The sequence below is a fragment of the Lishizhenia sp. genome (genome assembly GCF_033720595.1).
Classification (GTDB): Bacteria; Bacteroidota; Bacteroidia; order Flavobacteriales_D; family Crocinitomicaceae; genus Lishizhenia.
The window spans coordinates 1-22,430 of sequence record NZ_JAWWCF010000022.1 but is presented as its reverse complement, the minus strand read 5'-3'; the positions used below and the strand labels follow the sequence as shown (position 1 = coordinate 22,430).

Genomic DNA, 22,430 nt, shown 5'->3' with positions numbered 1-22,430 from the left:
TCACCATTTAAAACTTGGATCAAAGGATTAACGTTGTTATCGATAATGTTTTCTAACACACCTACTTCACCGTATTCAATATCTACTACCTTCCATCCTACTACTTCATGGTCGTAGAAATTCAAACCGTCTAATTCTGGTAATAAAGAAAGGGGTAAAAATAGATTCTTACGTAAAATCACTTTAGCATCATTCTCAGATTCTACTCCTTCGAATTTTACTTGTACAAAACCTTTTTGCTTAGGCTTTATAGATTCTACAAAAAATGGTGTAAGGTTGTCGTTGATGTCTATATACACCGCATCTAGTGTGTGATAATCTGAAGGATTTGTGACATCAAAAAAAAGCGAAACTTCACCTTTAAAACCGTGAAGTTTCGCCACATATCCTAGATTAAAGCAATCCGCTTTATTCATAGTTCAATGTTTTTACTCAGCAGATTCTTCTGCATTCTCATCAGCAGCTGGTGCTTCTTCAGTAGCTTCTTCAGCAGCTGGTGCCTCTTCTACTTCTGGTGCATTTTTAGCAGCGATTTCTGCAGCTCTCTTCTCGTTAGCTTCTTTTTCAGCAGCTAAACGATCAGCAGCTAATTGCTCAGAAGATTTAGTGATACCAGATCTCTTCGCTTCAATCTTAGCTTCTTTCTCTTTTGCCCAAGCTTCAAATTTAGCCTCAACTTGATCTTCAGTTAATGCTCCTTTTTTAACACCGTTTACCAAGTGGTTTTTGTATAAAACTCCACTGTACGACATTAAAGCTCTTGCAGTATCTGTCATTTGAGCTCCAGTTTGTACCCATGATAAAGCTCTTTCGAACTGTAAATCGATAGTTGCTGGATTTGTGTTTGGGTTGTAAGTACCGATCTTTTCGATGAATTTACCATCTCTTTTTGATCTTGAATCAGCTACTACAATGTGGAAAAATGGTTTACCTTTTTTCCCGTGTCTTTGCAATCTAATTTTAGTTGCCATAATTGTTTATTGTTTTGGGTACGAAACCCACGTTAATAATTAAGGCTGCAAAGATAGAAAGAAAAAACTTTAGTAAGAAAAGAAATCTATTAAAAATCAAGGAAAAAGAAGAGATTCCTATACCCTTATTAACATATCATTCTCCTTTTTGTTAAAAACAATCCTTTACACTTTGTACATCAAGGGGCTTATCCTTTTAAATTTATCGTCATAGATGGAGTTATACGTAAAATACAAATCGCTTGTAGAGGCTGTGAAAACTGACTTTTTTGGAGAAGGAAGTGGTCACGATTGGTCGCACATAGAACGCGTCATACACCTTGCCCTGCAATTACAACAATTAGAAGGTGGCAATAAAGAACTTATATTTCTAGCAGCCCTCACCCATGATGTTGGTGACCATAAATTTCATAATGGAGATTACACCGTTGGTCCTAAACTGTGTAGAGCATTATTAGAAAAACATAAAATAGCTTCAAACCTGATAGAAGAAATACTTCATATTACTTCCAATTTAAGCTACAGTAAAGGAGCTCCAACTTTTGATTCTATAGAAGGAAAAATCGTTCAGGATGCGGATAGACTAGATGCAATGGGACATTTGGGCATTGCTAGATGCTTTGCTTACGGCGGAAATAAAAACCGCCCTATTTATTCTAGTACAGACCCCGCTAACTCGCTACAGCATTTTGATGATAAATTACTAAAACTCCTAAACCTTTTAAATACGAATGCCGCTCAAAAAATTGGGCAAGAAAGACATGCCGTAATGCAAAACTTTAAAGAAGGTTTTTTAAAAGAATGGAACATAGCACTAGAACATGCAAACTGATTTTACACTAGGAATAGATATAGGTGGAACCAACATAGCTTTTGGTTTAGTAAACAACAATGGAGAAATTGTTTACGAAGGAAATTTAAAGACTTCAGAAGTTAGAAACCCTGCTCTGCTGCCTGAATTAATAGAGGAAAAGCTCAAAGACCACCATTTTAACAATATCGGAATTGGTGCACCAAGTTCTAACACTTTTAGTGGTATGATAGAAAATGCCCCTAATCTAAAGTGGGGCGTAAATATTCCTATCGTCGAATACTTTGAGAATTACTTTAAACTACCCACAAAACTCACCAACGATGCAAATGCCGCAGCTGTGGGTGAAAAACTTTTTGGAGCAGCCAAAGATTTTTCTGAATTCGTAGTAATTACACTGGGTACAGGATTAGGAGCTGGAATTTTTATAAACGACAAGGTATTCGATGGTAAGTTTGGTACAGCCGGAGAATTTGGACATGTCATGGTTGAAAAAGAAGGTAGACCTTGTGGTTGTGGTCGTAAAGGCTGTTTGGAAACCTACTGCTCTGCTACAGGAATGGTGAAAAGTATAGCTCTTCTGAGCTCTCCAAATAAAGACACATCACCATTATTAACCTTAACATGTCCTACTCCTCAAGACATTTTTAAAGCTGCTGAAAATGGCGATCAATTTGCAGAAGAAATTGTTGAATTTACAGCAGAAAAACTGGGATATTGGCTAGCAAATTTCGCTTGTTTCTCGAACCCCGAAGCCTTTGTATTGTTTGGAGGAATCGCTAAAAACGGAGAAAATTTCCGCCAAAGAGTGGATAACTATACACAAAAGAACATCTTAAACCTCTATCAAGGTAAGGTAAAAGTACTTAGCTCTGAATTGCATCATAAAAACGCAGCCATTTTAGGTGCAGCAGCTTACGCAAAATATTAAAATCATGAAAAAGACGATACACCTACTTCTTGTCACTTTTCTTGCCATCAATAGTCAGGCACAACTCAATAACAATCCTAAAGAAAATTACGCGAAAATTGTAAACCCTTTCATAGGTACTGGAGGACATGGACATACCTTCCCAGGTGCAACTTCTCCTTTCGGAATGGTTCAACTGAGTCCGGATACCCGAAAAGAAGGTTGGGACGGTTGTGGTGGTTATCATTATTCTGATACTACCATTCACGGTTTTAGTCACACCCATTTAAGCGGAACAGGCGTACCCGATTATGCCGATTTACTCATCTTACCGTTAATAGGAAAACATGATATTAAAGCCGATGAAAGTTACGCCATTCCCTTTTCACATGATAACGAGAAGGCACATGCAGGCTATTATAGCAACACCCTTCATCAAGATCAAGTAAAGATTGAATTAACAACCTCTAAAAGGTCTGGTTATCACAAATATAAATTCCCTAAAAAGAAACAAGATAAGTACATACTTTTAGATTTAGATTACCGTGATCAATTAATTGATGTTGAGTTCAATACAGTGGACAATTATCATGTATCAGGAAAGCGTATTTCAAGATCATGGGCCAATGAACAACACTTCTATTTTCATTTAGAATGCAACCAAAAAATCACATCAATAGAACGCATTGAAAATTCGAATAAATACCTGATTTACTTTTCACCAAAGATTAAGGAGTTAGATTTAAAAGTAGGTATATCAGCGGTGGATACAGAAGGTGCCAAGCAAAACCTATCGGAAATTGAAAGCTTGGATTTCGAAACAGTAAAAGCACAAAATGAACAAGCTTGGAACAAGGAACTCAATAAAATAGAGATATTTACTTCTAATAAATCTATAGATACCATCTTTTACAGCGCTCTATACCATAGTTTTATCGCACCTAATTTATTCAGTGATTTGGATGGGAGATATAGAGGTACAGACCTCCATGTACATCAGTCCACAGCAGAAAACAAGCAATACACAGTCTTTTCATTATGGGATACTTTTAGAGGTACTCACCCCCTATTTGCTCTAACTCAACGGGAAAAAACCATTGATTTCATTCATACGTTTTTAAACCAGTACGAACAAGGTGGAAAATTACCCATGTGGGAACTTTCTGGAAACTATACAGGATGTATGATTGGTTATCACGCCGTACCTGTAATTGTTGACGCCTACTTTAAAGGCATACAAGATTTCAATCATGAACTAGCCTTGGAAGCTATGATAGCTACTGCAAATGCAGACGAATTAGGCAAAGACTTCTACAGATTCCAAGGAATGATCAACCAAGAGGATGAGGCTGAATCTGTTTCAAAAACATTGGAGTACGCCTATAATGATTGGTGTATAGCAAGATTTGCTGAAGCTTTGGATAAACAAGAAATTGCGCAAGAATTTTATTTAAGAAGTTTAAATTACCGCAACCTTTTTAATCCAGAGAATAAATTCATGCAACCAAAAACAAATGGTGCTTTTATAGATAAATTCATACCATCTGAAGTGAATTTTAATTACACAGAGGCTAATTCTTGGCAATATTCACTGTTTGCCCCACAAGACATTGATGGGCTTAAAGAACTTTTAGGGGGGCAAAAAGAACTAGAAAAATGGCTAGACCAGTTATTTAGTACTTCAAGTACTTTAGAAGGCAGACATCAGGTAGATATCACAGGGTTAATTGGTCAGTACGCCCATGGTAACGAACCCTCGCACCACATGGCTTATTTGTACAACTACGCAGGACAACCACAAAAGACAAGAGCCATGATACATAAAATCCTAAACGAACAATACAGCAATACCCCTGCTGGTTTAAGCGGCAATGAAGACTGTGGTCAAATGAGCAGTTGGTACGTCTTAAACGCTTTAGGAATGTATTCGGTAACGCCAGGTGCTACCTATTACGATCTTAGCCTACCGCTCGTTGACAGTGCTAAAATTCATTTAGAAAACAACAAAACAATTACTATAACAAAAACAGATAATCCTCAAGGACACATTACCTGGAACGGCAGAAGATTACAAAACCTATCTATAAATGCCAATGCTTTATTAAAAGGAGGGCGACTAAACTTCGCCGGAACAAGTAACACACTACCGGCTCCATCATCTCATGTTAACGATGAACACTTTTTAATAAACCCTATTTTCGTTGGTACGCAACGTGTTTTTGAAGACAGCATGTTAGTCACCTTAAAAAGTGTAGACAACCAACCGATTTATTACAGTGTAAACAATGCAGTAAACTGGAACAGTTATAACGAAAGTTTCTACATACACAATTCGTGTAAAATCTTTGTTAAAACAGCTACTAAAATGGGAGAAAGTAAAACCATTTTTGCTTCCTTCAATAAGGATAACAACAACTATAACTATACCTTGCTAACTCCTTATGACAATCAGTATAACGGCGGTAATGAGCAAGCTTTGATGGACGGTTTAAAATCTGGAAACAATTACAGAACCGGTTTATATCAAGGGTTTGAAAACAAAGATGTAGAACTAATTATCGACTTAGATACTACCCGACGAATAGACAGCATTCAACTCTCCCTACTTCAATACATCAACGCTTGGATTTTCCTACCCAAAAGTATAGAGGTAAGCTACCTAGATGATAATAGAAATACACTAAATACAGACAAAGTTACAGTAGCTGAAACAGCCCTGGAAAGTGAATATAATTTAGAACAAAAAACGACGGTTACACTACCTAAAACAGCGAATGCCCGCTATATTAAATTGAAAGTAAATAATTTTGGCCCATGCCCCGAATGGCACCTTGGAGCGGGAGGAAAAACGTGGATTTTTATGGATGAAATAGAAATTTTCACAGAATAGGAAGTAAAATCACTTTTATTAACCACATCTTGTTCACAAAATAGTATGAAACCCTAAAAAAAAATTATATTTTTGCAACGCTAAAAACGCTAAATAAATGGATGAAAATTTAAACACAGAAGAACTTATTGATCAATTAAAAGGAAACAAAGTTCTTAAAGGATTTACAATTGCAGTAGGAGTTATTGTTGTGATTGTTTTAGGAATCTTTGGATACAACAGATTAATTGTTGAGCCAGGAGAAGCTGAAGCATCAGATTACAATTCTACAGCAATCAGTTTATTGCAAAAAGATAGCGTAGACCTTGCCATCACCGAATTCGAAAATCAAGTAGCAGAGTACGACGGGTACAACCAAGGAGAAATGGCTCAATTTCAATTGGCAAGTTTGTACTTTGACAAAGGAGATTACCAAGCAGCTTTAGAAGAAGTAGAAGGAGTTGAATTAAACGACGAATTCGTAGCTTCTCTTGCAAAAGGATTAGAAGGAGACTGCAACGTTGAATTAGGAAACTTAGAAGATGGTATTGCTGCTTACGTTACAGCTGCTGAAAGAAGAAAAAATGAGTTAACTACTCCACACTTCCTATTCAAAGCTGCAAAAGTATGTGAAGAAGTTAAAGACTTTGAAAAAGCTACAGAAATTTACCAGACAATTATAGATGAATATCCAGCTTTTGCTAATCAAAACACAGTTGAAAAGTACAAAGCTAGAGCAAGCAACTCAACAGCTAAATAATGGCAACAGAGAATAGAAATTTATCAGAATATAATCAGGAGTATGTTCCTAATGGTGCCGATTTTAAAATCGGCATCGTTGTTTCTGAATGGAATGAAAACATTACCCTGAATTTATTAAAAGGTGCGAAGGAAGCACTTTTAGAAAATGGTGTGAAAGAAGAGAACATTATCGTTCGTTTTGCACCGGGAACCTTTGAATTGCCGCTTGCTGCGCAATACATGTATGAATATACAGATGTTGACGGTGTAGTAGCAATTGGATCAGTTATACAAGGAGAAACGCGTCATTTCGACTTTGTTTGTGAAGGAGCGACATTAGGACTTAAAGATGTAGGATTGAAATACAATAAACCTACAGTTCTTTGTGTTTTAACAGATAACACCCTTCAACAAGCAATAGATAGATCTGGTGGTAAGCACGGAAACAAAGGAATTGAATGTGCGATTGCTTGTATGAAAATGGTTGGACTTAAAAAAAACTTTGAATAAATGACATTAATCAAATCTATATCAGGAATAAGAGGAACGATAGGAGGAAGAGTAAACGAAGGTTTAACTCCTATTGATGCTGTTAAATTTGCAGCAGCCTACGGTACTTGGCTTCAAAACAGAAATAACGCAAAGAAATTGAGCGTTGTCGTTGGAAAAGATGCCCGTATTTCTGGACCAATTATTTCTGACTTAGTAGTATCTACCCTTCGTTCATTGGGGATTTCTGTAACAGATTTAGGTTTATCCACTACTCCAACGGTTGAAGTTGCGGTAGCTATGGAAAAAGCTCACGGTGGAATTATTCTTACGGCGAGTCATAATCCTAAACAATGGAATGCCTTAAAGTTATTGAACGAAAGAGGTGAATTCATTTCTGCTGCAGATGGAGCTGAAGTTTTGCGTATTGCGGAAGCAGAAGACTTTACTTTTGCAGAAGTAGATGATTTAGGAAAATACACGGTAGACAATACTTATTTAGAAAAGCACATTGATGCAGTATTAAAGTTAGATGGTGTAGACGTTGAAGCGATTAAAGCTGCCAACTTCAAAATCGTTGTTGATGCTGTAAATTCTACAGGAGGAATATTTGTTCCTGCATTATTGAAAAAACTAGGTGTATCTAACATCACAGAATTATATTGTGAACCAACAGGTCACTTCCCACATAACCCGGAGCCGTTACCAGAACATTTGACAGATTTATCGAATGCTATTCTAGAGAACAAGGCTGATTTAGGAATCACTGTAGACCCTGATGTGGATCGTTTAGCATTCGTTTGTGAAGACGGATCTATGTTCGGTGAAGAGTACACACTTGTTGCTGTTGCTGATTATGTTTTACGTAATACACCCGGTGCAACTGTTTCCAATTTATCTTCTACAAGAGCTCTACGTGACGTAACTGAACAGTCAGGTAATGAATATTTTGCATCTGCTGTTGGAGAGGTAAATGTTGTAGAGAAAATGAAAGCTGTGAATGCTGTTATCGGTGGTGAAGGAAATGGTGGAGTTATCTTACCTGCTTTACACTACGGAAGAGATGCCTTGGTTGGAATTGCATTATTCTTAAGTCATTTAGCCAAAGAGAAAAAATCAATTTCTGCCTTGAGAGACAGCTATCCAAAATACACGATCTCTAAAAATAAAATTCAATTAACGCCAGAAATTAACGTTGACGAAATATTGTCAAATATGGCTGAGAAATACGGAGATAAAGAAGTTGACACAACAGATGGTGTTAAAATTTACTTCGACAAAGAGTGGGTACACTTAAGAAAAAGTAATACAGAACCTATCATCCGCATCTATTCAGAAAGTTCTAATACAGACATGGCTAATAAATTAGCTGAGCGTATTATGGATGATATTATGGCATTAAATTAATTAGAAGAAAGCAATGAGAGTTTATTTAGATAACGCAGCAACTACTCCTATTGACCCTGAAGTCGTGGAAACAATGATTCCTTACCTACAAGACGGCTTTGGAAATCCATCTTCTACGCATTATTACGGTAGACAAGCGAAGGCAGCAATCGAAACATCTAGAAGGACGGTTGCAAAAATCATTAACTGTCTACCTTCTGAGATTATTTTTACTTCTGGAGGAACAGAAGCAGATAATATGGCAATTAATATTGCGGTGAAAGAATTAGGTTGTAAAACCATTATCACCTCTCCTATCGAGCACCATGCTGTTGGTCATACGGTAGAGAATATCTGCGAAGAAAAAAACATAGAATTCAAACTTGTTAAGTTTGACGATAAAGGTCATGTTGATTTAGACCATCTTGAAGAATTGTTAGCCAATGCAAACGGAAAAACATTTGTTTCCTTAATGCACGGTAATAATGAGGTAGGAAATTTACTTCCTTTAAGAAAAGTAAGTGAAATGTGTCGTAAGCACGGTGCATACTTTCACTCTGATACAGTTCAAACTATGTCTCACTACAAGTTTGACATGCAAGAATTAGATATCGATTTCATTACTTGTGCCGCTCACAAATTCCATGGACCAAAAGGAATAGGATTTTTGTACATCAAGAAAGACATCAAGATTGGTAACCTTATATACGGAGGTGGTCAAGAAAGAGGATTTAGAGGAGGTACCGAAAACCTATATGGAATTGTTGGTTTAGCGAAAGCAATGGAAATTGCAGATAGAGACTTAGAACAACATCAAATTCATGTTCAAGCCTTGAAGAACTACATGATAGAACAACTACAAAATAGATTTGAGGACATTAAATTTCACGGGGATATCACTCCTGAAAAATCCTTATACACTGTTTTGAACGTATGTTTTCCTAAAACAGAGAAAGCCAATATGTTGCTTTTCACGTTAGACTTAAAAGGAATAGCTTGTTCAGGTGGGTCTGCTTGTAGCTCAGGATCGGTAAATGCATCGCATGTATTGACGGGGATAAACGCAGATATTACGCGACCAAACGCAAGGTTCTCTTTCTCTAGATTTACAACCAAAGGAGAAATAGATTATGCACTCGAAGTTTTAGTTGAGGTTTTCGAACACAACTTAAAGGCGACGCCAGTGTCATAAACCTTACATAAACGAATGTCAAAAGGTCAGGTTGTAAAAGCTTGACCTTTTTTTATGCATTCCTAGCATATTTGAGTCAATATTCTCTACAATTAAAAGGGATTTTACGGTGATTGGCATATTTATTGACTACTTTAAACGAAGTAATACCAAGAAATCATGAAAAAGAACAAAAAGAATAAAGGATTTGACGATGCACTTTTAAGATTAGGAATAAAAATTAAGGGTGATAAACCTAATTACCACCCTCAACCTAAATATGTTTGCACTACAGTGACTAAATAGCCTCTTGTAATAAAAAGTTATCTATAAACTCACGTACACATGCTTTTCCTCCATTCATTCTTAAATGAATATTTGCAGCATTTTTAATTTTATCCACGGCATCATTCGGGCAAGCGGCAATTCCTACACGCTCCATAACCTCTAAATCATTGATGTCGTCACCTATCATTGCCACTTCATCTAAGCTAATATTAAGCTCTTTACACCAAGTTTGTAATACATCCAGCTTTCTATCTCTACCAACGTAAAAATGTTGAATACCTAAAAGATCAGCCCTAGCTTTAACCATTTCAGTTTTAAAACCACTCGAGATAATACCGACCTGGTATCCCCTTTTGATTAGATGCATAATGGCCATTCCATCTTTGGTGTTGTACTTTTTAATTTGATCACCATTCTCGGTAAAGTACATTCCACCATCTGTCATTACACCATCCACATCTAAAATCAATAATTTAATTTTCTGCAGTTTTTCATGGTTCTTTTCGAAGGATGAAAAAAGTAGGTCTCTCAAAGTTATTTGATAATGCTCAGAGATTTCATTCAATGCATCAATAGAAAATTCATCCACGTGCTCCACTTCATTTCTATCTAAAAATTCGTCGAGTTCTACGTCTTTTTGTTGAAGTAAATAACTTAAGTTCTCTTTTAAATACATGCACTAAACTATTTTGTATCCAACCGCTTGTGCTACAGGATTTAATTCATCAATTAAATGAGAGAAAGTTTCATGATCTAACTGCTGTGAAGCATCTGACTTGGCCAACTTTGGTGTTGGGTGCGCTTCAATTAATAAACCGTCAATTCCCATTGCTACACAAGCTTTTGCTAATGGAATTACACCATATGCATGTCCCATAGCATGAGAAGGATCTAAAACGATCGGTAAATTTGTGTGTTCTTGTAAATAAGCAACACCACATAAATCTAATGTAAATCTAGTCTTCGTTTCAAAGGTTCTGATTCCACGCTCACACAGAATTACATTTTCATTTCCTCCAGATAATACAAACTCAGCACTTTGAACAAATTCCTGTAAGGTTGTACCAAAACCTCTTTTAATTAAAACAGGTTTTTGAGTTTTTGCACAAGCTCTTAAAATACCTTGATCATACATTGCCTTTGCTCCTACTTGAATCACATCACTGTATTCAATCACTTCATCAATATGTGTTGCATCTCTAACCTCTGTAATCACATTTAATCCGTACTCCTCACGCATTTTGGCCAAAAGTTTCAATCCTTCCAACCCTAATCCTTGGAAGCTATACGGCGAAGTTCTAGGCTTATAACAACCACCTCTTAACGTAGTTAACCCCATTCCTTTTACCAATTCAGCCGAAGTTCTAATTTGTCCTTCTGACTCCACGGAACAAGGTCCTCCAATTAAAATTGTATTACCGGTATCCCCACCAATAACAGTATCACCGATAGCAACTTTTCTTGTTTCTTCCTTATACTGTCTTGAAGCCAACTGCATGTCATTTGGAAATACCCAAAAGTCATTCACTTTACCTTCAACTTCATGTGGTAATTCTTTCACAGATGAAGAGGTTACCAATACTTTCTTTCCTTCTTGATCTTTAAAATAGAAGGCTTGTACGCTTTCCGCTAAATGGTGAGCATCCTGCTCGTTTATATTATTTTTTAAATGTATTATCATAATTCTCCTTTTATCAGGTTTACAAAAGTAATCATTCCAACAGCCTTATTTTCCTGGGATACTGCAGGTAAATACGAGATGGGAAATGCTTGTGCTTTCACGTGATTTAACATTTCCTCAACCGTTGCTGTTTCCTCAATAACTACCGGTGTTTTATTTATCATTTCTGTTACGTCGGCCGAGTAAATATCTGTAATGTTCGCCAATAAGAACCTTCGTACATCGGCATTCGTAATAATCCCCATGAACAAACCTTCTATATTTTTAACGATGGCCAACCCTTTATTTCCAACTTCTATCGCTGTAAGTATCTTCTCTAAGTTAAGTCCTTCTATGTACACAAATATGTCATCGTGGAGCATTTCCATGAAATCTTTCACGCAAAAAGAGGAAACATGCTCCCGATTGGTCAAATTCATCAAAGCCTCTCCTACACTAGCACTTTTAAACAAGTAGCTCCCCGAAACACTCGATCTAACGCCCAAGTTTCTGAGAATAAAAGACACCTCGGCATTCACTCCTCCATCTACATGAATTGCTTTTCGGGGGTATAATTTTTTGAAGTTTCTAATTTTCTGAAAATTGATTGGATCAAACACTCCGCCACTTTGTCCGGGTATTGTTGCCATGACCAATAAGAAATCAAAATCTTCAAAATCTTTGAACACCTCAATAGATGTTGGTGTTGTAATGGCCAAACCTTTTTCTCCCTTAATATCTAAGGGTAAATTAAAATCTTGAGGCAGTTGCTCATATTGAAAAGTAAGGTACTCTACAGGAACCTCTCTTAACTTATCGTAATAAAGCTCAGGTTTTTCAGTAATTATATGCAAATCTATCGGCAAATCACACCACCTTCTGATGGCTTCAATATCATTAAAAACCGATAAATCATCATTGCAATCTACATGCAACAAGTTTACATTATGTGCTACTAAATCTTCTATAACCTCCTTAAGTGGACGTTTTTTATCTGAATATATAGATGCGGATATTTTCATATTACTGTTTTACAAGAGGTCTAAATGTATTATCACAAGGCACTACCCTCACTTTAGTATCACTAAACACCTCTTTTTCTAGTGTACGCGATAATTTCGACAACATCGCCTGTTCATCTAAACTCAACCCCTGAAGTTCGTATTTCTTATCTTCAATGAGTTTAACCAACAACTCACCATACTCATTTTTGATCAGTTGTATGGTTTGTTTCTTTTCTCCTACAAAACCGTTATCTCTCCAATATGTAGCAAAATTTACTGCCTCTTGTGCACTTACTCCATCCATGTAGTATACATGTAAATTCTTAGAATCTATACGATCTCCCAAGGAAGCGCCACAACCAGAAAGAGTTAAGAAAATCAAGGCTCCGAAAAAAAATCTCATTATCGTCATTACAGCCTAAAAATAGTAGTTTTAGGTTATCATTTTTAGTAAATAGAAGGTATTTTTGAAGATTAAGCAGTGAATAGAATGAGGATAGACAAAGTGAACGAAATTTATACAGGTGCAGCAGGTAGAAAATCTGTCTACGATTTAAAAATTCCAGATACCTGGAACAACGAAATCCTTTTATTTATGCATGGTTATAAAGGATATAAGGACTGGGGAGCCTGGTCGCTCATGGGAAGTGCTTTCACAGCTAAAAAATTTGGATACTGTGCCTTTAATTTTAGTCACAACGGAGGTACCGTAGACAATCCAATAGACTTTCCTGATTTGGATGCTTTTGCGCAAAACCGGTATAGTTATGAATTACATGACGCGCATACTATGGTGAATTTACTTCACGATATGTATCCTTCTGCCAAAATTCATGTTATCGGACATTCCAGAGGAGGTGGTATTGCCAGTTTAGTTGCAGCGCAAACCTCTACAGTTTCTTCGTTAACAACCTTAGCTTCGGTAGATGACTTCGCTTCCAGGTTTATTCAAGGAGAAGCATTGGACAAATGGAAAAACCAGGGTGTTTACACGGTTAAAAATAGCCGTACCCAGCAAGATATGCCTCACTATTATAGCTTCTACACAGATTATTTCAACCATGAAAAAGATTTAAACATCTTAGAAAACTTGAAACAATTCGAAAAACCTGCATTACACATACACGGAACACAGGATGAAGCTGTTCAACTCGCTTGTTCTCGTTCATTGGCACTAGCAACAAAAGGAGAATTTGTAAGCATTGAAGGAGCGGGACACACCTTCCAAAGCAAACACCCGTGGACGGAAAATGTAATCCCTAAAGCAATGCAAGAAATGGTTCAACACATGTTAAATTTTTACAAGTAAAGGAAAATGGGACTCTTCAATAAAAAGCGTAAAGAAAAAAGACAAGTAAGTATTCAAAAGGTCACAAAACTAGAAAGTAAGGAGCTTACCTATCACCCAAAGATTATCATTGCTTGGGCAAAGGCAATTGAGGGCAACACTGATTTGTTGAACTACCTCAATGAAAATGGTTTTGAAGAATTATTTATGGCTACATATGCCCTTAAATTAAAGGACGAAGCGAGAGATTGGTTGATGAAAAATGGATATCCCCACCTGATGGCTTTTATTAATGCAGCAGAAGGGAACCAACAAGCTTTACAATGGCTTAAAATGAACAACTTCACAGCCTTATACTATATGGCTGAGGCCATCGATGGAGAACAAAATGGGTACAAAGGATTTGCCTGGTTAAAAAACAATGCAACGCCAGACATTTTCGAACTCACTCGAATTATCAAAAAATTAAAAGACGGAATTGAGGAAAACCACAATGATGTTCACTCCTTTGGAGTAGATTAGTACACCTCAATTAAGTGAATATCAAATATCAACACACGATTGGGTGGAATAGAACCTGCACCTGAAGGTCCGTAACCTAAAGCTGATGGAATATACAAAGTTCCTTTAGCACCTTGTTTGAAAAGCGGAATACCTATCTTCCACCCTTCAATCACCTGTTGTAAATTAAAAGCAACACCTTCGGGCTCACTTTCGTCAAAAACACTTTCATTAGTGAAATAACCTTTGTAGGCAACGAGAACATCAGAGTTTTCAGTAGGGTATTCGCCCGTTCCTGCTTTTTCTACAGAATAGTACAAGCCATTATCCAGTTTTTCAGCTACAATTTCAAATGTCTCCAAGTAATCTTGAATAATTTGATCATCGATTTTAGCTTGCTCCTCTGGATCTACCTTATTACATGATAAAACAACTAACGCAACACTTAAAAGCATCAATATCTTCATAACCCACAAATATTTACAGCAAATATAATATTCTAACAATTATGAATTAATTTACAGAGATTTATTGTTGATTTTGAGTTAAGAACTTTTAGCAGTACATTTGTGGTGCATACTGCATTAGATTAATAATTTTTAGATGACAAATATCTTTATTGCCAATTTAGACTTTGGTATTACTTCAGAAGATTTAAAAGCAACATTTTCTCAGTTCGGTGAAGTTAGTTACGCCCATGTTGTTTACGATAAGAAAACAAAAAAATCGAGAGGATTTGGATACGTTGAGATGGAAGACACCGATCAGGCCATTGCTGCTATTCAAGCTTTGAACGGTGTTGAAGTGAATGGAAGAGCTTTGGATGTTAAAATAGCATCACCGAAAGGTTCTCGACCAGATAACCAGAAAAAACCAACCAATAACTTTAAAGATAGACCTAAAAGAACATTTAACGCTGATAGAGACAACTCTAGTAGAGAAGAATCTGAACAAAAACGCGTCATGCGACCTAGAAGAAAAAGAATTTAAAAAAAAGGGTGATCGAACGATCACCCTTTTTTTCTATGTATATTTTCTTGAAGTCCTCTCCTATTCTGGAAGCTTGACTATTAATTTTTAATATTCGCTTTGGGTATTTCAACAATAAAAGTACTTCCTTTACCTACTTCACTTTCAACATGTATAAATCCCTGATATTGCTCCACAATTTTCTTAATAATTGAAAGTCCTAGACCACTACCATAATTACCGAATTTATCCTTGGTCTTCAAAGTCGTAAAACTCTCGAAAACTTTCTCATGGTTCTCTGGAGCAATCCCTACTCCATTATCTTGAACAGAAAGAACAAATAAATCATCCTTCGATTTCAAACTAATCTTTATCTGCGCCTTGTCTTTATCATTGTACTTTATGGCATTCACCACCAAATTATGAAGGATTTGATACAAGGACAATTCGCTAAAGAATATTTTATCCAAGGTTGTATCTATTTTAATATCTACACTTTCGTTTCCATGTAAACCTACAATTGTTTCCATGACCTCTTCAACATCAACATCCTTTAACTCATTCACTTTGGCATCTACCTGCGAATATTCAAGTAAAGCATCTACTAATCTTTTGAGTTTACCTGACGTATTTTCAACCATTTTCAACTTGGTCAATACTCCGTCATTCAACGAATCACCGTCTTTTTTCATGATTAAATCAACCAAGGCTCTGATGTTGTTCAAAGGCGATTTAATATCGTGCGCAGCAACATAAGCAAACTGTTCTAAAGCTTCGTTTTTAAATTCAAGTTCCATTATCATCTCATCCAAAGCGATTTGATTTCTTCGGAGCTTTAATAAATTCTCAACCTGTCTTCCCAAGGCTAACAAAGATTCAATTTGCTCAGGTGTCAATTCTTTTTTCTTAGAATCAATAACACATAAACTCCCTAATTTAAATCCATCGGTACCTTCCAAGGGTACACCTGCGTAAAACATGATATGCGGAGGTCCCGTAACTAACGGATTGTTTTTATAAACAGGGTCTTCTTTAGCATTTTCAATAATATAGATTGATTTTTCACTTACAATAGCTCTGGAGCAAAAGGAATATTCTCTGGGTGTTTCATGTACATCAATACCGTGCATAGATTTAAACCATTGTCTATCCGCATCCACAAGACTTACAAGTGAGATTTCTGTACCACAAATTTGCGCTGCAATCTTCGTTATACCGTCATAATCTTCTTCTGGGAGTGTATCAAGAATGGAATAGCTTTTTAAAGCTTGTAATCTCTTCTTTTCCTCTGAATCATGTGTATAATGCATACTATCGTATTTAGATTTATCCCATAAATTAACGAGGCACAATCACCTAATAGAGGTAATTGGATTCAACGTAAATATAAAAAGGAGTAGTTTGAAGTAAGATGAAGTTAAAATAGCAATTTTTCTAGGAATAGAAGAGTTTCTTGGGGTAAAATTAGACCTCTATTTCCTTCTCGCACAAATACTTATATGCAAGCATATAAAGACTGATTCACAACTCACTCATAACTTAAGGATTAGCATTTGGAAATAGGGTTAGATTTAAAATCTAATAGTTTTATACTCAAGGTGACATCTAAGCTTTAACTGTTACAAGTATTGGACATAAAAAAAGGAGGTATTTAATTACCTCCTTTTGAATATTTTTAATCTTGCGTTACTTTTTCTTTCTTCCTTTTATAACCAAATAGCTCTAGGAATTTGATTGCTTTCACCACTCTTGGTGGTACATCCTCTTCCCAAATTTTAGTTCCTGCCTTAATTTTGGAAAGCACATCGTCTGAAAGTATATGCAACAATTTCTCGTCGTATTCTTCTATTCCTTCTAGTTTGTTATTAGCGATCATGAAATCCAGTAAACCTCTTAATTTTTCTGGAATTCTTACATCTTCAAATTTGTACAATTCACCTGTCTCAACATCTCTCGCTGGGTAAACATACATTTTCACTTTATGACCAAATCCTCTACCAAAAGCTTCTAATAAACCACCTGGTAGATTATCGTAATACTTCTCATCGAAAATAGTCTGAAGGTTATATATACCAACTAAAACACCCATTTGCTTACCTCTAGCAATGGTTGAAAGGTAGTCAACCATCTTGTAGTGTTTCAAGTAGTTAGAGATCATAACAGTGTAACCTAAAGAACCTAAAAGCTCTGCTCTATCTACGAAGTCTTTATCTGATATTTTACCGTCTGCCGTAAGATCTTTAAGCGTTAACTCAAACACCACTCTTACATTATCCTCTTTTACATCTGGTTCTTTGCGGAATAATTTTTCTCCCGCCTCTATCATGTCAATGTGTACCTTAGTAACAGGTCTAAAACGCCCACGCATCAACAATATATTCTTTTTATATAAGGCTGCTGCTGGTTGTAATACATTTCCAGTCAAGTCAAACATCGTAGCATCCGTTAAACCTCTTTTTACAAGATTTAATGCAATAATACGGTTATCTACATCTTCGAAGTCTGGTCCATTAACACGCAACATATCAATTTCCATACGCTCTCTAGGTAAACGATGTACCAAAGCGTCTAGAAATTCATTCATATCATGTGATAGGAAATAGGCACTATGAATTAGGTTAACCCCTAAAATACCCAAAGCATCTTGCTGTGCTCGGTTGCTATTATCGTGCATTTTTACGTGCAAAATAATATCGTTAGGCTCACTTTCTGGTGTTAATTGGAAGCGAAGACCTACCCAACCTTGACCTTGATTAGTTTTATGATAGTTTAAAGATTCTACTGTATTACTGAATACAAAAAACTTCGTATCTGGTGCTCTATCCGGAAGATTCATTGTTAACGACTCGTACTCCGTTGTTAACATAGTAAGTAATCTATCCTCACAAACATAACGATGTGCCTTACCATACTTGGCATCAGAAACAGTCATGTCGTAAGCTGAGTGGGTATAAGCAATGGTTCCCGAACTACCTCCTGCCTTAAAAAAATTAGCCGCTACTTCTTGTCCAGCACCAATTTCGGCGAAAGAACCGTAGATATCAGTACTTAAATTGATTTTAAGTGCCTTTTCTTCTGTTGTTAGTCTTCTTTCATCTATCATTCTCTAATCTCCTTCGATCTTTAGCTTATAAAACAAAATTAGTAAGAATTCACAAGTAATACATGGAATTAAAAGGAAATAAGATGAGAAGTTACCAACCTACAAAAGTTCATTATCTTTTTGTGGGTTTTCTTGGGTAAAAAAGATTTCGTTATAATTCCCTATCACTTCGATATTTGAGAAGTAAAACTTTAATATTTGATCATAGGTAAATCCTCTCTTTGCCATCTCCATCGCACCTTCTTGACACAGTCCTACACCATGCCCATATCCTTTTCCTACTATCACTACATCATCCCCATCTTCATAACACGAGAAAAAGGTAGATTTCAGTTTAAACTTGTAACGTAGACTTGTTAACTTTATTCCTGTAGTTTCATCTTGAAAATACTTTTGTCTATCATATTGAATAAAATTGTAAAGTAAAGGACCATAAACAGGGTCTTTTTCTGGATAGCCTAATTGATTCACCAAATAATTTCTCCATTCACTTTTCGGTATTCGCTTGGTGTAATTGGCTTGAACCGTGTATATACAGAAACTATCTTGAATAGGTGCCAAATAAGGAATTCGATGACGCCAAACGTAATCTGTCCAAGTCGTTTGTCCACCACAATTGGCATGAAAAAAACCTTCCACCATATGATTGTGTTCATCCACCATCACTTCTCCAGAAGTTGCTTGAACCGCCGTGTCTATACTAGGAGTATATTTCTGTCGGTTATGATACGCCTGACAGTGCACTTGATCACACAATTGAAAACCATCCCTTCTGTGCCTATCCAATCTATCCCTGGCATAAGTTCTAGAAATTACGGCTTGCGCCTTATAATATTCCAAAGGTTTACCACCTCCTCCTTCAGATTCAACCACACCGGCTAAATAATGATGTTCTTGTACAAGGTTCACGAGGGTCAAATGTCCACGCTTTGCGAAAATCACAAAATCATCCAAGTATTGCTTTTCATGTCTGTTGGGCGATTTTGGCGTTAATCGCAATCCATAATCCTTACCCGTTTGTTTGAGTTGAATGGAATCGAACACTCCCAAGGATTGAACACCAAAAAGCAATTCCACCTTATCGTTGGACCTGTAGCGGATATCAACAAATTCATTAGGTAAGATGGTTTTTAATCGCGCTGTATCACCGTAAACATTATAACTGCCATTAAAGTAAGAAAAGATGACGCGGTCTACATCGTGAGATCTTACTACACCTATTCTCATTTCTTGACCGAACAATGCGCTCAGACAAAGAGAAAAGAATATGGTAATAAGTGTCTTCACTAGCTGTAAATTATATTGTCTTTAATATTCCATCAGCAATACGATCAGAGGCTCCACCACCTCCTAAAAGTTTTGCCAACTCCTGATAATCCTTGAGTACTTCTTCTCGTTTCTTTCCACCGGGTAAAACAGCTTTCAATTCGGACGCGATACGTTTAGGGTTACATTCTCCTTGGATGAGTTCTACCACGCATAGTTTATCCAAAATCAAATTTACCAAAGAAATATACTTGATTTTGACCAATCGTTTTGCAATGTGATAAGAAATAGGTGAAGCCTTGTAACATACGACTTGAGGAACTTTAAACAAAGCCGTTTCTAATGTAGCTGTGCCCGATGTTACTAATGCAGCCGTAGCCACGTTTAATACATCGTAGGTTTTTCCAAAAACTATTTCGCTTCCTTTAGGCAATGGAAAAGAAGTATAGAACTCTTCCTCTAAGGAAGGAGCTCCCGCAATAACTACTCTGTAATTAGAGAAGTCTTTTATTGCCTCTAACATTACCGGTAATTTTCTCGAAATTTCCTGTTTTCTAGACCCCGGTAATAAGGCAATAATCTCTTTATCATCATTTTCAAAAACGGGGTGATTATTGGCTTTGTATTGATGTATTGCATCCAACAAAGGGTGTCCAACATATTCTACATCATAATCGAAGCGCTGATAAAACTCAGTTTCAAAAGGAAGGATAACAAACATTTTGTCTACTACCTTCTTTATTTTATGCACTCTATTTTGTTTCCAGGCCCAGATCTGTGGAGAAACATAGTAGATAACCTTAATCCCTTGTTCCTTTGCCCATTCAGCTATTCGAAGGTTGAATCCGGGATAATCAATCATTACAATTGCATCTGGCCTAAACTTTAAAATATCTTCTTTACAAAAATTGATATTCCCTAGTATGGTTCTCAAGTTCATTACCACCTCGGCAAAGCCCATAAAAGCCAAATCACGAATGTGTTTTACAGCTTTCTGTTTCGTTTGGGACTCCATTTTATCTCCTCCCCAAAAGCGGTAGGATACAGATGGATCTTTTTGTTGCAGGGATTTAATGAGGTTAGACCCATGAAGATCACCACTCGCCTCACCTGCAATTATGTATAACTTTTTCTGTTCCATCCTATGCCACTAAACTAATCACTACTCCTAATCCCAAGATTACTGTAACAAACACAAGTCCTTGGGTAAACTTATCCCACCTCCATTGATAATTTGAAAAGTAAAAGAGGACTAAATTAGGGATTAAAGGAAAGATCACTAACTCATTTCTATTATTCGCACTGGCCTTCATAAACCTCCATAGTTGATCCCATGGTTTATGCGCATAATTCAATTCTTTAAAGAACAGAAAACCAAGCACTGGCAAAACCAATGCAACAATTCCACCTACTAGCGGTTTATCTATTTTTTGCTTAAAACTCATAATCTATAAATCCCATTCAGTTAGTTCAGGAATTAAATGGTGGGCAGTCATATCATATTGAATGGGAACAACACTCGCCCAATTTTGATCTAAAGCTAAGGTATCTGCCTCTGACCCTTTGTCTACTTTTTTAAACTCACCTGTCAACCAGTAATACGGTTTACCAAATTGATCCAAACGTTTGTCAAACCTATCTTCCCAATGTGCCTTTCCTTGTCTACAAATTTTAAGTCCCTTCAGTTCCTCAACAGAACAATTCGGAATATTAACATTCAGACACGTTCCCAAGGGAAACTTCTGGGTCAACAATTGTTGCATCATTTTCTTTACCACAACTTTTGAAGTCGTAAAATCTGCATCAGAACCGTGATCTAACAAAGAAAAACCAACACTTGGGATCGACTCCATAGCTCCTTCTACAGCTGCAGACATAGTTCCAGAATACAAAACATTTGAAGAAGAATTATCCCCGTGATTGATACCTGACACAAGAATATCTGGTTTGCGCTTAAAGATTTCATAGATGGCGAGTTTTACACAATCTACCGGCGTACCTGTACATGTGTAAGCTTCTATCCCTTCAAATACAGTAGAAGCTGTTAATCGAAGGGGTTTATTCACAGTAATAGCATGTCCCATTCCACTTTGCGGACTATCGGGAGCCACAACTACCACATCTCCAAACTCTTGAACGGCCTCTACCAAAGAACGAATTCCTTTTGCGTTTACACCATCATCATTCGTTACTAATATCAAAGGTTTTTCCATCAGATATACATCTTTAATTCACTTGCGAAAATAAAAAGAAATCTGGCAATATACATGCGGAAAGTAACTCAGAAAATAATGCTCAAGAAAACTCTACAAAAAGGCCTTATTTATCTTGCGCTATTAGAATTTGATGTTATTTTTGATTCAGAAGATATAAAGAATGAAAACAGTGGTATTAAATAGCTGGGTGGACGAGCTGACACAATTGAGTCAAGAACAAATCAAAAGAATCCAATCAAAGTTTAAACACTTGAGCGACAAGCAGAAAACTTGGCGCCCAAATGAGCACACTTGGAATCTATTAGAGATTTTTGCCCATCTCAATCAATTTGCTAAATATTACCACCCTGTTTTCGAAGATAAAATTGAAAACACGAAATTCAGGGAAGCAAAAGCTCCCTTTGTATCTTCTCCCCTTGGAAAATCAGCTTGGAAAAGTATGAAATTAGGAAGAGCAAAGAATGTGAAACGAAAGTTCAATGCGCAAAAGAACTACAATCCTAGCCTTGATCCAAGTATGGTAACCGGTAATGATATTGAAGAGTTTGTAACAGGTCAAGATCGATTTTTAAAGATCCTAGAAGGTGCAAAACATATTAATTTAAGAAGAACCAAAGTTCCTATTTCGTTATCTCGTATCGTCCGTTTACGTATGGGAGATGCTCTATTGTATGTGGCATATCATGAAGAGCGCCATGTAGAGCAGGCTTTCAATTTATTCAAACACCCCAATTTTCCTAAAAAGAAATAGATGATGGTAGGAGAAAACTTCTTTTGTTTTTTACCC

General features: G+C 36.5%; 24 protein-coding genes. 11 read left to right on the top strand and 13 right to left on the bottom strand.

Annotation, left to right across the window (positions count from 1 at the left end):
* A partial coding sequence (locus R3333_RS02965; protein WP_318957089.1) for a 16S rRNA processing protein RimM occupies window positions 1-416 on the bottom strand: 416 nt, incomplete at its 3' end.
* 12 nt (window positions 417-428) lie between these two features.
* Window positions 429-971: a 30S ribosomal protein S16 gene (locus tag R3333_RS02960; protein ID WP_318957087.1), complete on the bottom strand. Its 543-nt coding sequence runs from the start codon at window positions 969-971 to the stop codon at window positions 429-431.
* 214 nt (window positions 972-1,185) lie between these two features.
* On the opposite strand from R3333_RS02960, the gene R3333_RS02955 reads away from it, so the two are divergent.
* The 7 genes from R3333_RS02955 (at window position 1,186) to R3333_RS02925 (ending at window position 9,369) form a co-directional block, all read left to right on the top strand.
* The gene (locus R3333_RS02955; protein WP_318957086.1) at window positions 1,186-1,803 is read left to right on the top strand and encodes an HD domain-containing protein; all 618 of its coding nucleotides are present in this window, start codon (window positions 1,186-1,188) and stop codon (window positions 1,801-1,803) included.
* Window positions 1,793-2,713 carry an ROK family protein gene (locus R3333_RS02950; protein WP_318957084.1) on the top strand — a complete coding sequence of 307 codons (921 nt, stop codon included), beginning with the start codon at window positions 1,793-1,795 and terminating at the stop codon, window positions 2,711-2,713. The genes R3333_RS02955 and R3333_RS02950 overlap by 11 nt, the downstream gene beginning before the upstream one ends.
* Before the next feature lie 4 nt (window positions 2,714-2,717).
* On the top strand, window positions 2,718-5,582 hold the full coding sequence (locus R3333_RS02945) for a GH92 family glycosyl hydrolase (RefSeq protein WP_318957082.1): 2,865 nt from the start codon (window positions 2,718-2,720) through the stop codon (window positions 5,580-5,582).
* A 97-nt stretch (window positions 5,583-5,679) separates the two neighbouring features.
* Window positions 5,680-6,321, top strand: a complete 642-nt coding sequence (locus R3333_RS02940; RefSeq protein WP_318957081.1) for a tetratricopeptide repeat protein — start codon at window positions 5,680-5,682, stop codon at window positions 6,319-6,321.
* A complete protein-coding gene (gene ribH, locus R3333_RS02935) occupies window positions 6,321-6,812 on the top strand; it encodes a 6,7-dimethyl-8-ribityllumazine synthase (RefSeq protein WP_090246016.1) in 492 nt (163 codons plus the stop codon). Before R3333_RS02940 ends, ribH begins: the two co-directional genes overlap by 1 nt.
* Window positions 6,813-8,198 carry a phosphoglucosamine mutase gene (glmM, locus tag R3333_RS02930; protein WP_318957075.1) on the top strand — a complete coding sequence of 462 codons (1,386 nt, stop codon included), beginning with the start codon at window positions 6,813-6,815 and terminating at the stop codon, window positions 8,196-8,198.
* 13 nt (window positions 8,199-8,211) lie between these two features.
* On the top strand, window positions 8,212-9,369 hold the full coding sequence (locus R3333_RS02925) for a cysteine desulfurase family protein (RefSeq protein WP_318957074.1): 1,158 nt from the start codon (window positions 8,212-8,214) through the stop codon (window positions 9,367-9,369).
* A 277-nt stretch (window positions 9,370-9,646) separates the two neighbouring features.
* On the opposite strand, the gene R3333_RS02920 is transcribed toward R3333_RS02925, so the two are convergent.
* The 4 genes from R3333_RS02920 to R3333_RS02905 are packed head-to-tail and all read right to left on the bottom strand — an operon-like array spanning window position 9,647 to window position 12,703.
* Window positions 9,647-10,312, bottom strand: coding sequence for an HAD-IIIA family hydrolase (locus R3333_RS02920; protein ID WP_318957073.1), 666 nt, complete (start codon window positions 10,310-10,312; stop codon window positions 9,647-9,649).
* 3 nt (window positions 10,313-10,315) lie between these two features.
* Complete coding sequence (gene aroF / locus R3333_RS02915; RefSeq protein ID WP_318957072.1) at window positions 10,316-11,317, bottom strand: 3-deoxy-7-phosphoheptulonate synthase; 1,002 nt, start codon at window positions 11,315-11,317, stop codon at window positions 10,316-10,318.
* Window positions 11,314-12,318 carry a CBS domain-containing protein gene (locus R3333_RS02910; protein ID WP_318957071.1) on the bottom strand — a complete coding sequence of 335 codons (1,005 nt, stop codon included), beginning with the start codon at window positions 12,316-12,318 and terminating at the stop codon, window positions 11,314-11,316. The genes aroF and R3333_RS02910 overlap by 4 nt, the downstream gene beginning before the upstream one ends.
* A gap of 1 nt (window position 12,319) precedes the next feature.
* Window positions 12,320-12,703 carry a hypothetical protein gene (locus R3333_RS02905; protein ID WP_318957070.1) on the bottom strand — a complete coding sequence of 128 codons (384 nt, stop codon included), beginning with the start codon at window positions 12,701-12,703 and terminating at the stop codon, window positions 12,320-12,322.
* Window positions 12,704-12,790: 87 nt separating this feature from the next.
* On the opposite strand from R3333_RS02905, the gene R3333_RS02900 reads away from it, so the two are divergent.
* On the top strand, window positions 12,791-13,609 hold the full coding sequence (locus R3333_RS02900; RefSeq protein ID WP_318957069.1) for an alpha/beta hydrolase: 819 nt from the start codon (window positions 12,791-12,793) through the stop codon (window positions 13,607-13,609).
* Between the two features lie 6 nt (window positions 13,610-13,615).
* On the top strand, window positions 13,616-14,110 hold the full coding sequence (locus R3333_RS02895) for a hypothetical protein (RefSeq protein ID WP_318957068.1): 495 nt from the start codon (window positions 13,616-13,618) through the stop codon (window positions 14,108-14,110).
* On the opposite strand, the gene R3333_RS02890 is transcribed toward R3333_RS02895, so the two are convergent.
* Window positions 14,107-14,556: an FKBP-type peptidyl-prolyl cis-trans isomerase gene (locus R3333_RS02890; RefSeq protein WP_318957067.1), complete on the bottom strand. Its 450-nt coding sequence runs from the start codon at window positions 14,554-14,556 to the stop codon at window positions 14,107-14,109. The genes R3333_RS02895 and R3333_RS02890 overlap by 4 nt on opposite strands.
* 136 nt (window positions 14,557-14,692) lie before the next feature.
* Between R3333_RS02890 and R3333_RS02885 the strand changes: the two genes are divergently transcribed.
* A complete protein-coding gene (locus tag R3333_RS02885) occupies window positions 14,693-15,079 on the top strand; it encodes an RNA-binding protein (RefSeq protein ID WP_318957066.1) in 387 nt (128 codons plus the stop codon).
* 80 nt (window positions 15,080-15,159) lie between these two features.
* Here R3333_RS02885 and R3333_RS02880 read toward each other — a convergent pair whose 3' ends face one another.
* The 6 genes from R3333_RS02880 to surE form a co-directional block, all read right to left on the bottom strand.
* On the bottom strand, window positions 15,160-16,368 hold the full coding sequence (locus tag R3333_RS02880; protein ID WP_318957065.1) for a GAF domain-containing sensor histidine kinase: 1,209 nt from the start codon (window positions 16,366-16,368) through the stop codon (window positions 15,160-15,162).
* Window positions 16,369-16,733: 365 nt separating this feature from the next.
* Window positions 16,734-18,161, bottom strand: coding sequence for a TonB-dependent receptor (locus tag R3333_RS02875; protein ID WP_318957064.1), 1,428 nt, complete (start codon window positions 18,159-18,161; stop codon window positions 16,734-16,736).
* Window positions 18,162-18,260: 99 nt separating this feature from the next.
* Window positions 18,261-19,448 carry a SpoIID/LytB domain-containing protein gene (locus R3333_RS02870; RefSeq protein WP_318957063.1) on the bottom strand — a complete coding sequence of 396 codons (1,188 nt, stop codon included), beginning with the start codon at window positions 19,446-19,448 and terminating at the stop codon, window positions 18,261-18,263.
* A gap of 10 nt (window positions 19,449-19,458) precedes the next feature.
* Entirely contained in the window at window positions 19,459-20,568 is a 1,110-nt protein-coding gene (gene lpxB / locus R3333_RS02865) for a lipid-A-disaccharide synthase (protein WP_318957062.1), read from the bottom strand.
* Window position 20,569: 1 nt separating this feature from the next.
* Window positions 20,570-20,872, bottom strand: a complete 303-nt coding sequence (locus tag R3333_RS02860; protein ID WP_318957061.1) for a hypothetical protein — start codon at window positions 20,870-20,872, stop codon at window positions 20,570-20,572.
* A 3-nt stretch (window positions 20,873-20,875) separates the two neighbouring features.
* Window positions 20,876-21,640, bottom strand: coding sequence for a 5'/3'-nucleotidase SurE (gene surE / locus R3333_RS02855; protein WP_318957060.1), 765 nt, complete (start codon window positions 21,638-21,640; stop codon window positions 20,876-20,878).
* A gap of 163 nt (window positions 21,641-21,803) precedes the next feature.
* Between surE and R3333_RS02850 the strand changes: the two genes are divergently transcribed.
* On the top strand, window positions 21,804-22,394 hold the full coding sequence (locus R3333_RS02850) for a DinB family protein (RefSeq protein WP_318957059.1): 591 nt from the start codon (window positions 21,804-21,806) through the stop codon (window positions 22,392-22,394).
* Window positions 22,395-22,430 lie beyond the last annotated feature (36 nt).

Coding starts and splice junctions, on each gene's coding strand:
- R3333_RS02960 (WP_318957087.1), bottom strand. CDS start 971: ATGGCAACTAAAATTAGATTGCAAAGACACGGGAAAAAAGGTAAACCA.
- R3333_RS02955 (WP_318957086.1), top strand. CDS start 1,186: ATGGAGTTATACGTAAAATACAAATCGCTTGTAGAGGCTGTGAAAACT.
- R3333_RS02950 (WP_318957084.1), top strand. CDS start 1,793: ATGCAAACTGATTTTACACTAGGAATAGATATAGGTGGAACCAACATA.
- R3333_RS02945 (WP_318957082.1), top strand. CDS start 2,718: ATGAAAAAGACGATACACCTACTTCTTGTCACTTTTCTTGCCATCAAT.
- R3333_RS02940 (WP_318957081.1), top strand. CDS start 5,680: ATGGATGAAAATTTAAACACAGAAGAACTTATTGATCAATTAAAAGGA.
- ribH (WP_090246016.1), top strand. CDS start 6,321: ATGGCAACAGAGAATAGAAATTTATCAGAATATAATCAGGAGTATGTT.
- glmM (WP_318957075.1), top strand. CDS start 6,813: ATGACATTAATCAAATCTATATCAGGAATAAGAGGAACGATAGGAGGA.
- R3333_RS02925 (WP_318957074.1), top strand. CDS start 8,212: ATGAGAGTTTATTTAGATAACGCAGCAACTACTCCTATTGACCCTGAA.
- R3333_RS02920 (WP_318957073.1), bottom strand. CDS start 10,312: ATGTATTTAAAAGAGAACTTAAGTTATTTACTTCAACAAAAAGACGTA.
- aroF (WP_318957072.1), bottom strand. CDS start 11,317: ATGATAATACATTTAAAAAATAATATAAACGAGCAGGATGCTCACCAT.
- R3333_RS02910 (WP_318957071.1), bottom strand. CDS start 12,318: ATGAAAATATCCGCATCTATATATTCAGATAAAAAACGTCCACTTAAG.
- R3333_RS02905 (WP_318957070.1), bottom strand. CDS start 12,703: ATGAGATTTTTTTTCGGAGCCTTGATTTTCTTAACTCTTTCTGGTTGT.
- R3333_RS02900 (WP_318957069.1), top strand. CDS start 12,791: ATGAGGATAGACAAAGTGAACGAAATTTATACAGGTGCAGCAGGTAGA.
- R3333_RS02895 (WP_318957068.1), top strand. CDS start 13,616: ATGGGACTCTTCAATAAAAAGCGTAAAGAAAAAAGACAAGTAAGTATT.
- R3333_RS02890 (WP_318957067.1), bottom strand. CDS start 14,556: ATGAAGATATTGATGCTTTTAAGTGTTGCGTTAGTTGTTTTATCATGT.
- R3333_RS02885 (WP_318957066.1), top strand. CDS start 14,693: ATGACAAATATCTTTATTGCCAATTTAGACTTTGGTATTACTTCAGAA.
- R3333_RS02880 (WP_318957065.1), bottom strand. CDS start 16,368: ATGCATTATACACATGATTCAGAGGAAAAGAAGAGATTACAAGCTTTA.
- R3333_RS02875 (WP_318957064.1), bottom strand. CDS start 18,161: ATGATAGATGAAAGAAGACTAACAACAGAAGAAAAGGCACTTAAAATC.
- lpxB (WP_318957062.1), bottom strand. CDS start 20,568: ATGGAACAGAAAAAGTTATACATAATTGCAGGTGAGGCGAGTGGTGAT.
- R3333_RS02860 (WP_318957061.1), bottom strand. CDS start 20,872: ATGAGTTTTAAGCAAAAAATAGATAAACCGCTAGTAGGTGGAATTGTT.
- surE (WP_318957060.1), bottom strand. CDS start 21,640: ATGGAAAAACCTTTGATATTAGTAACGAATGATGATGGTGTAAACGCA.
- R3333_RS02850 (WP_318957059.1), top strand. CDS start 21,804: ATGAAAACAGTGGTATTAAATAGCTGGGTGGACGAGCTGACACAATTG.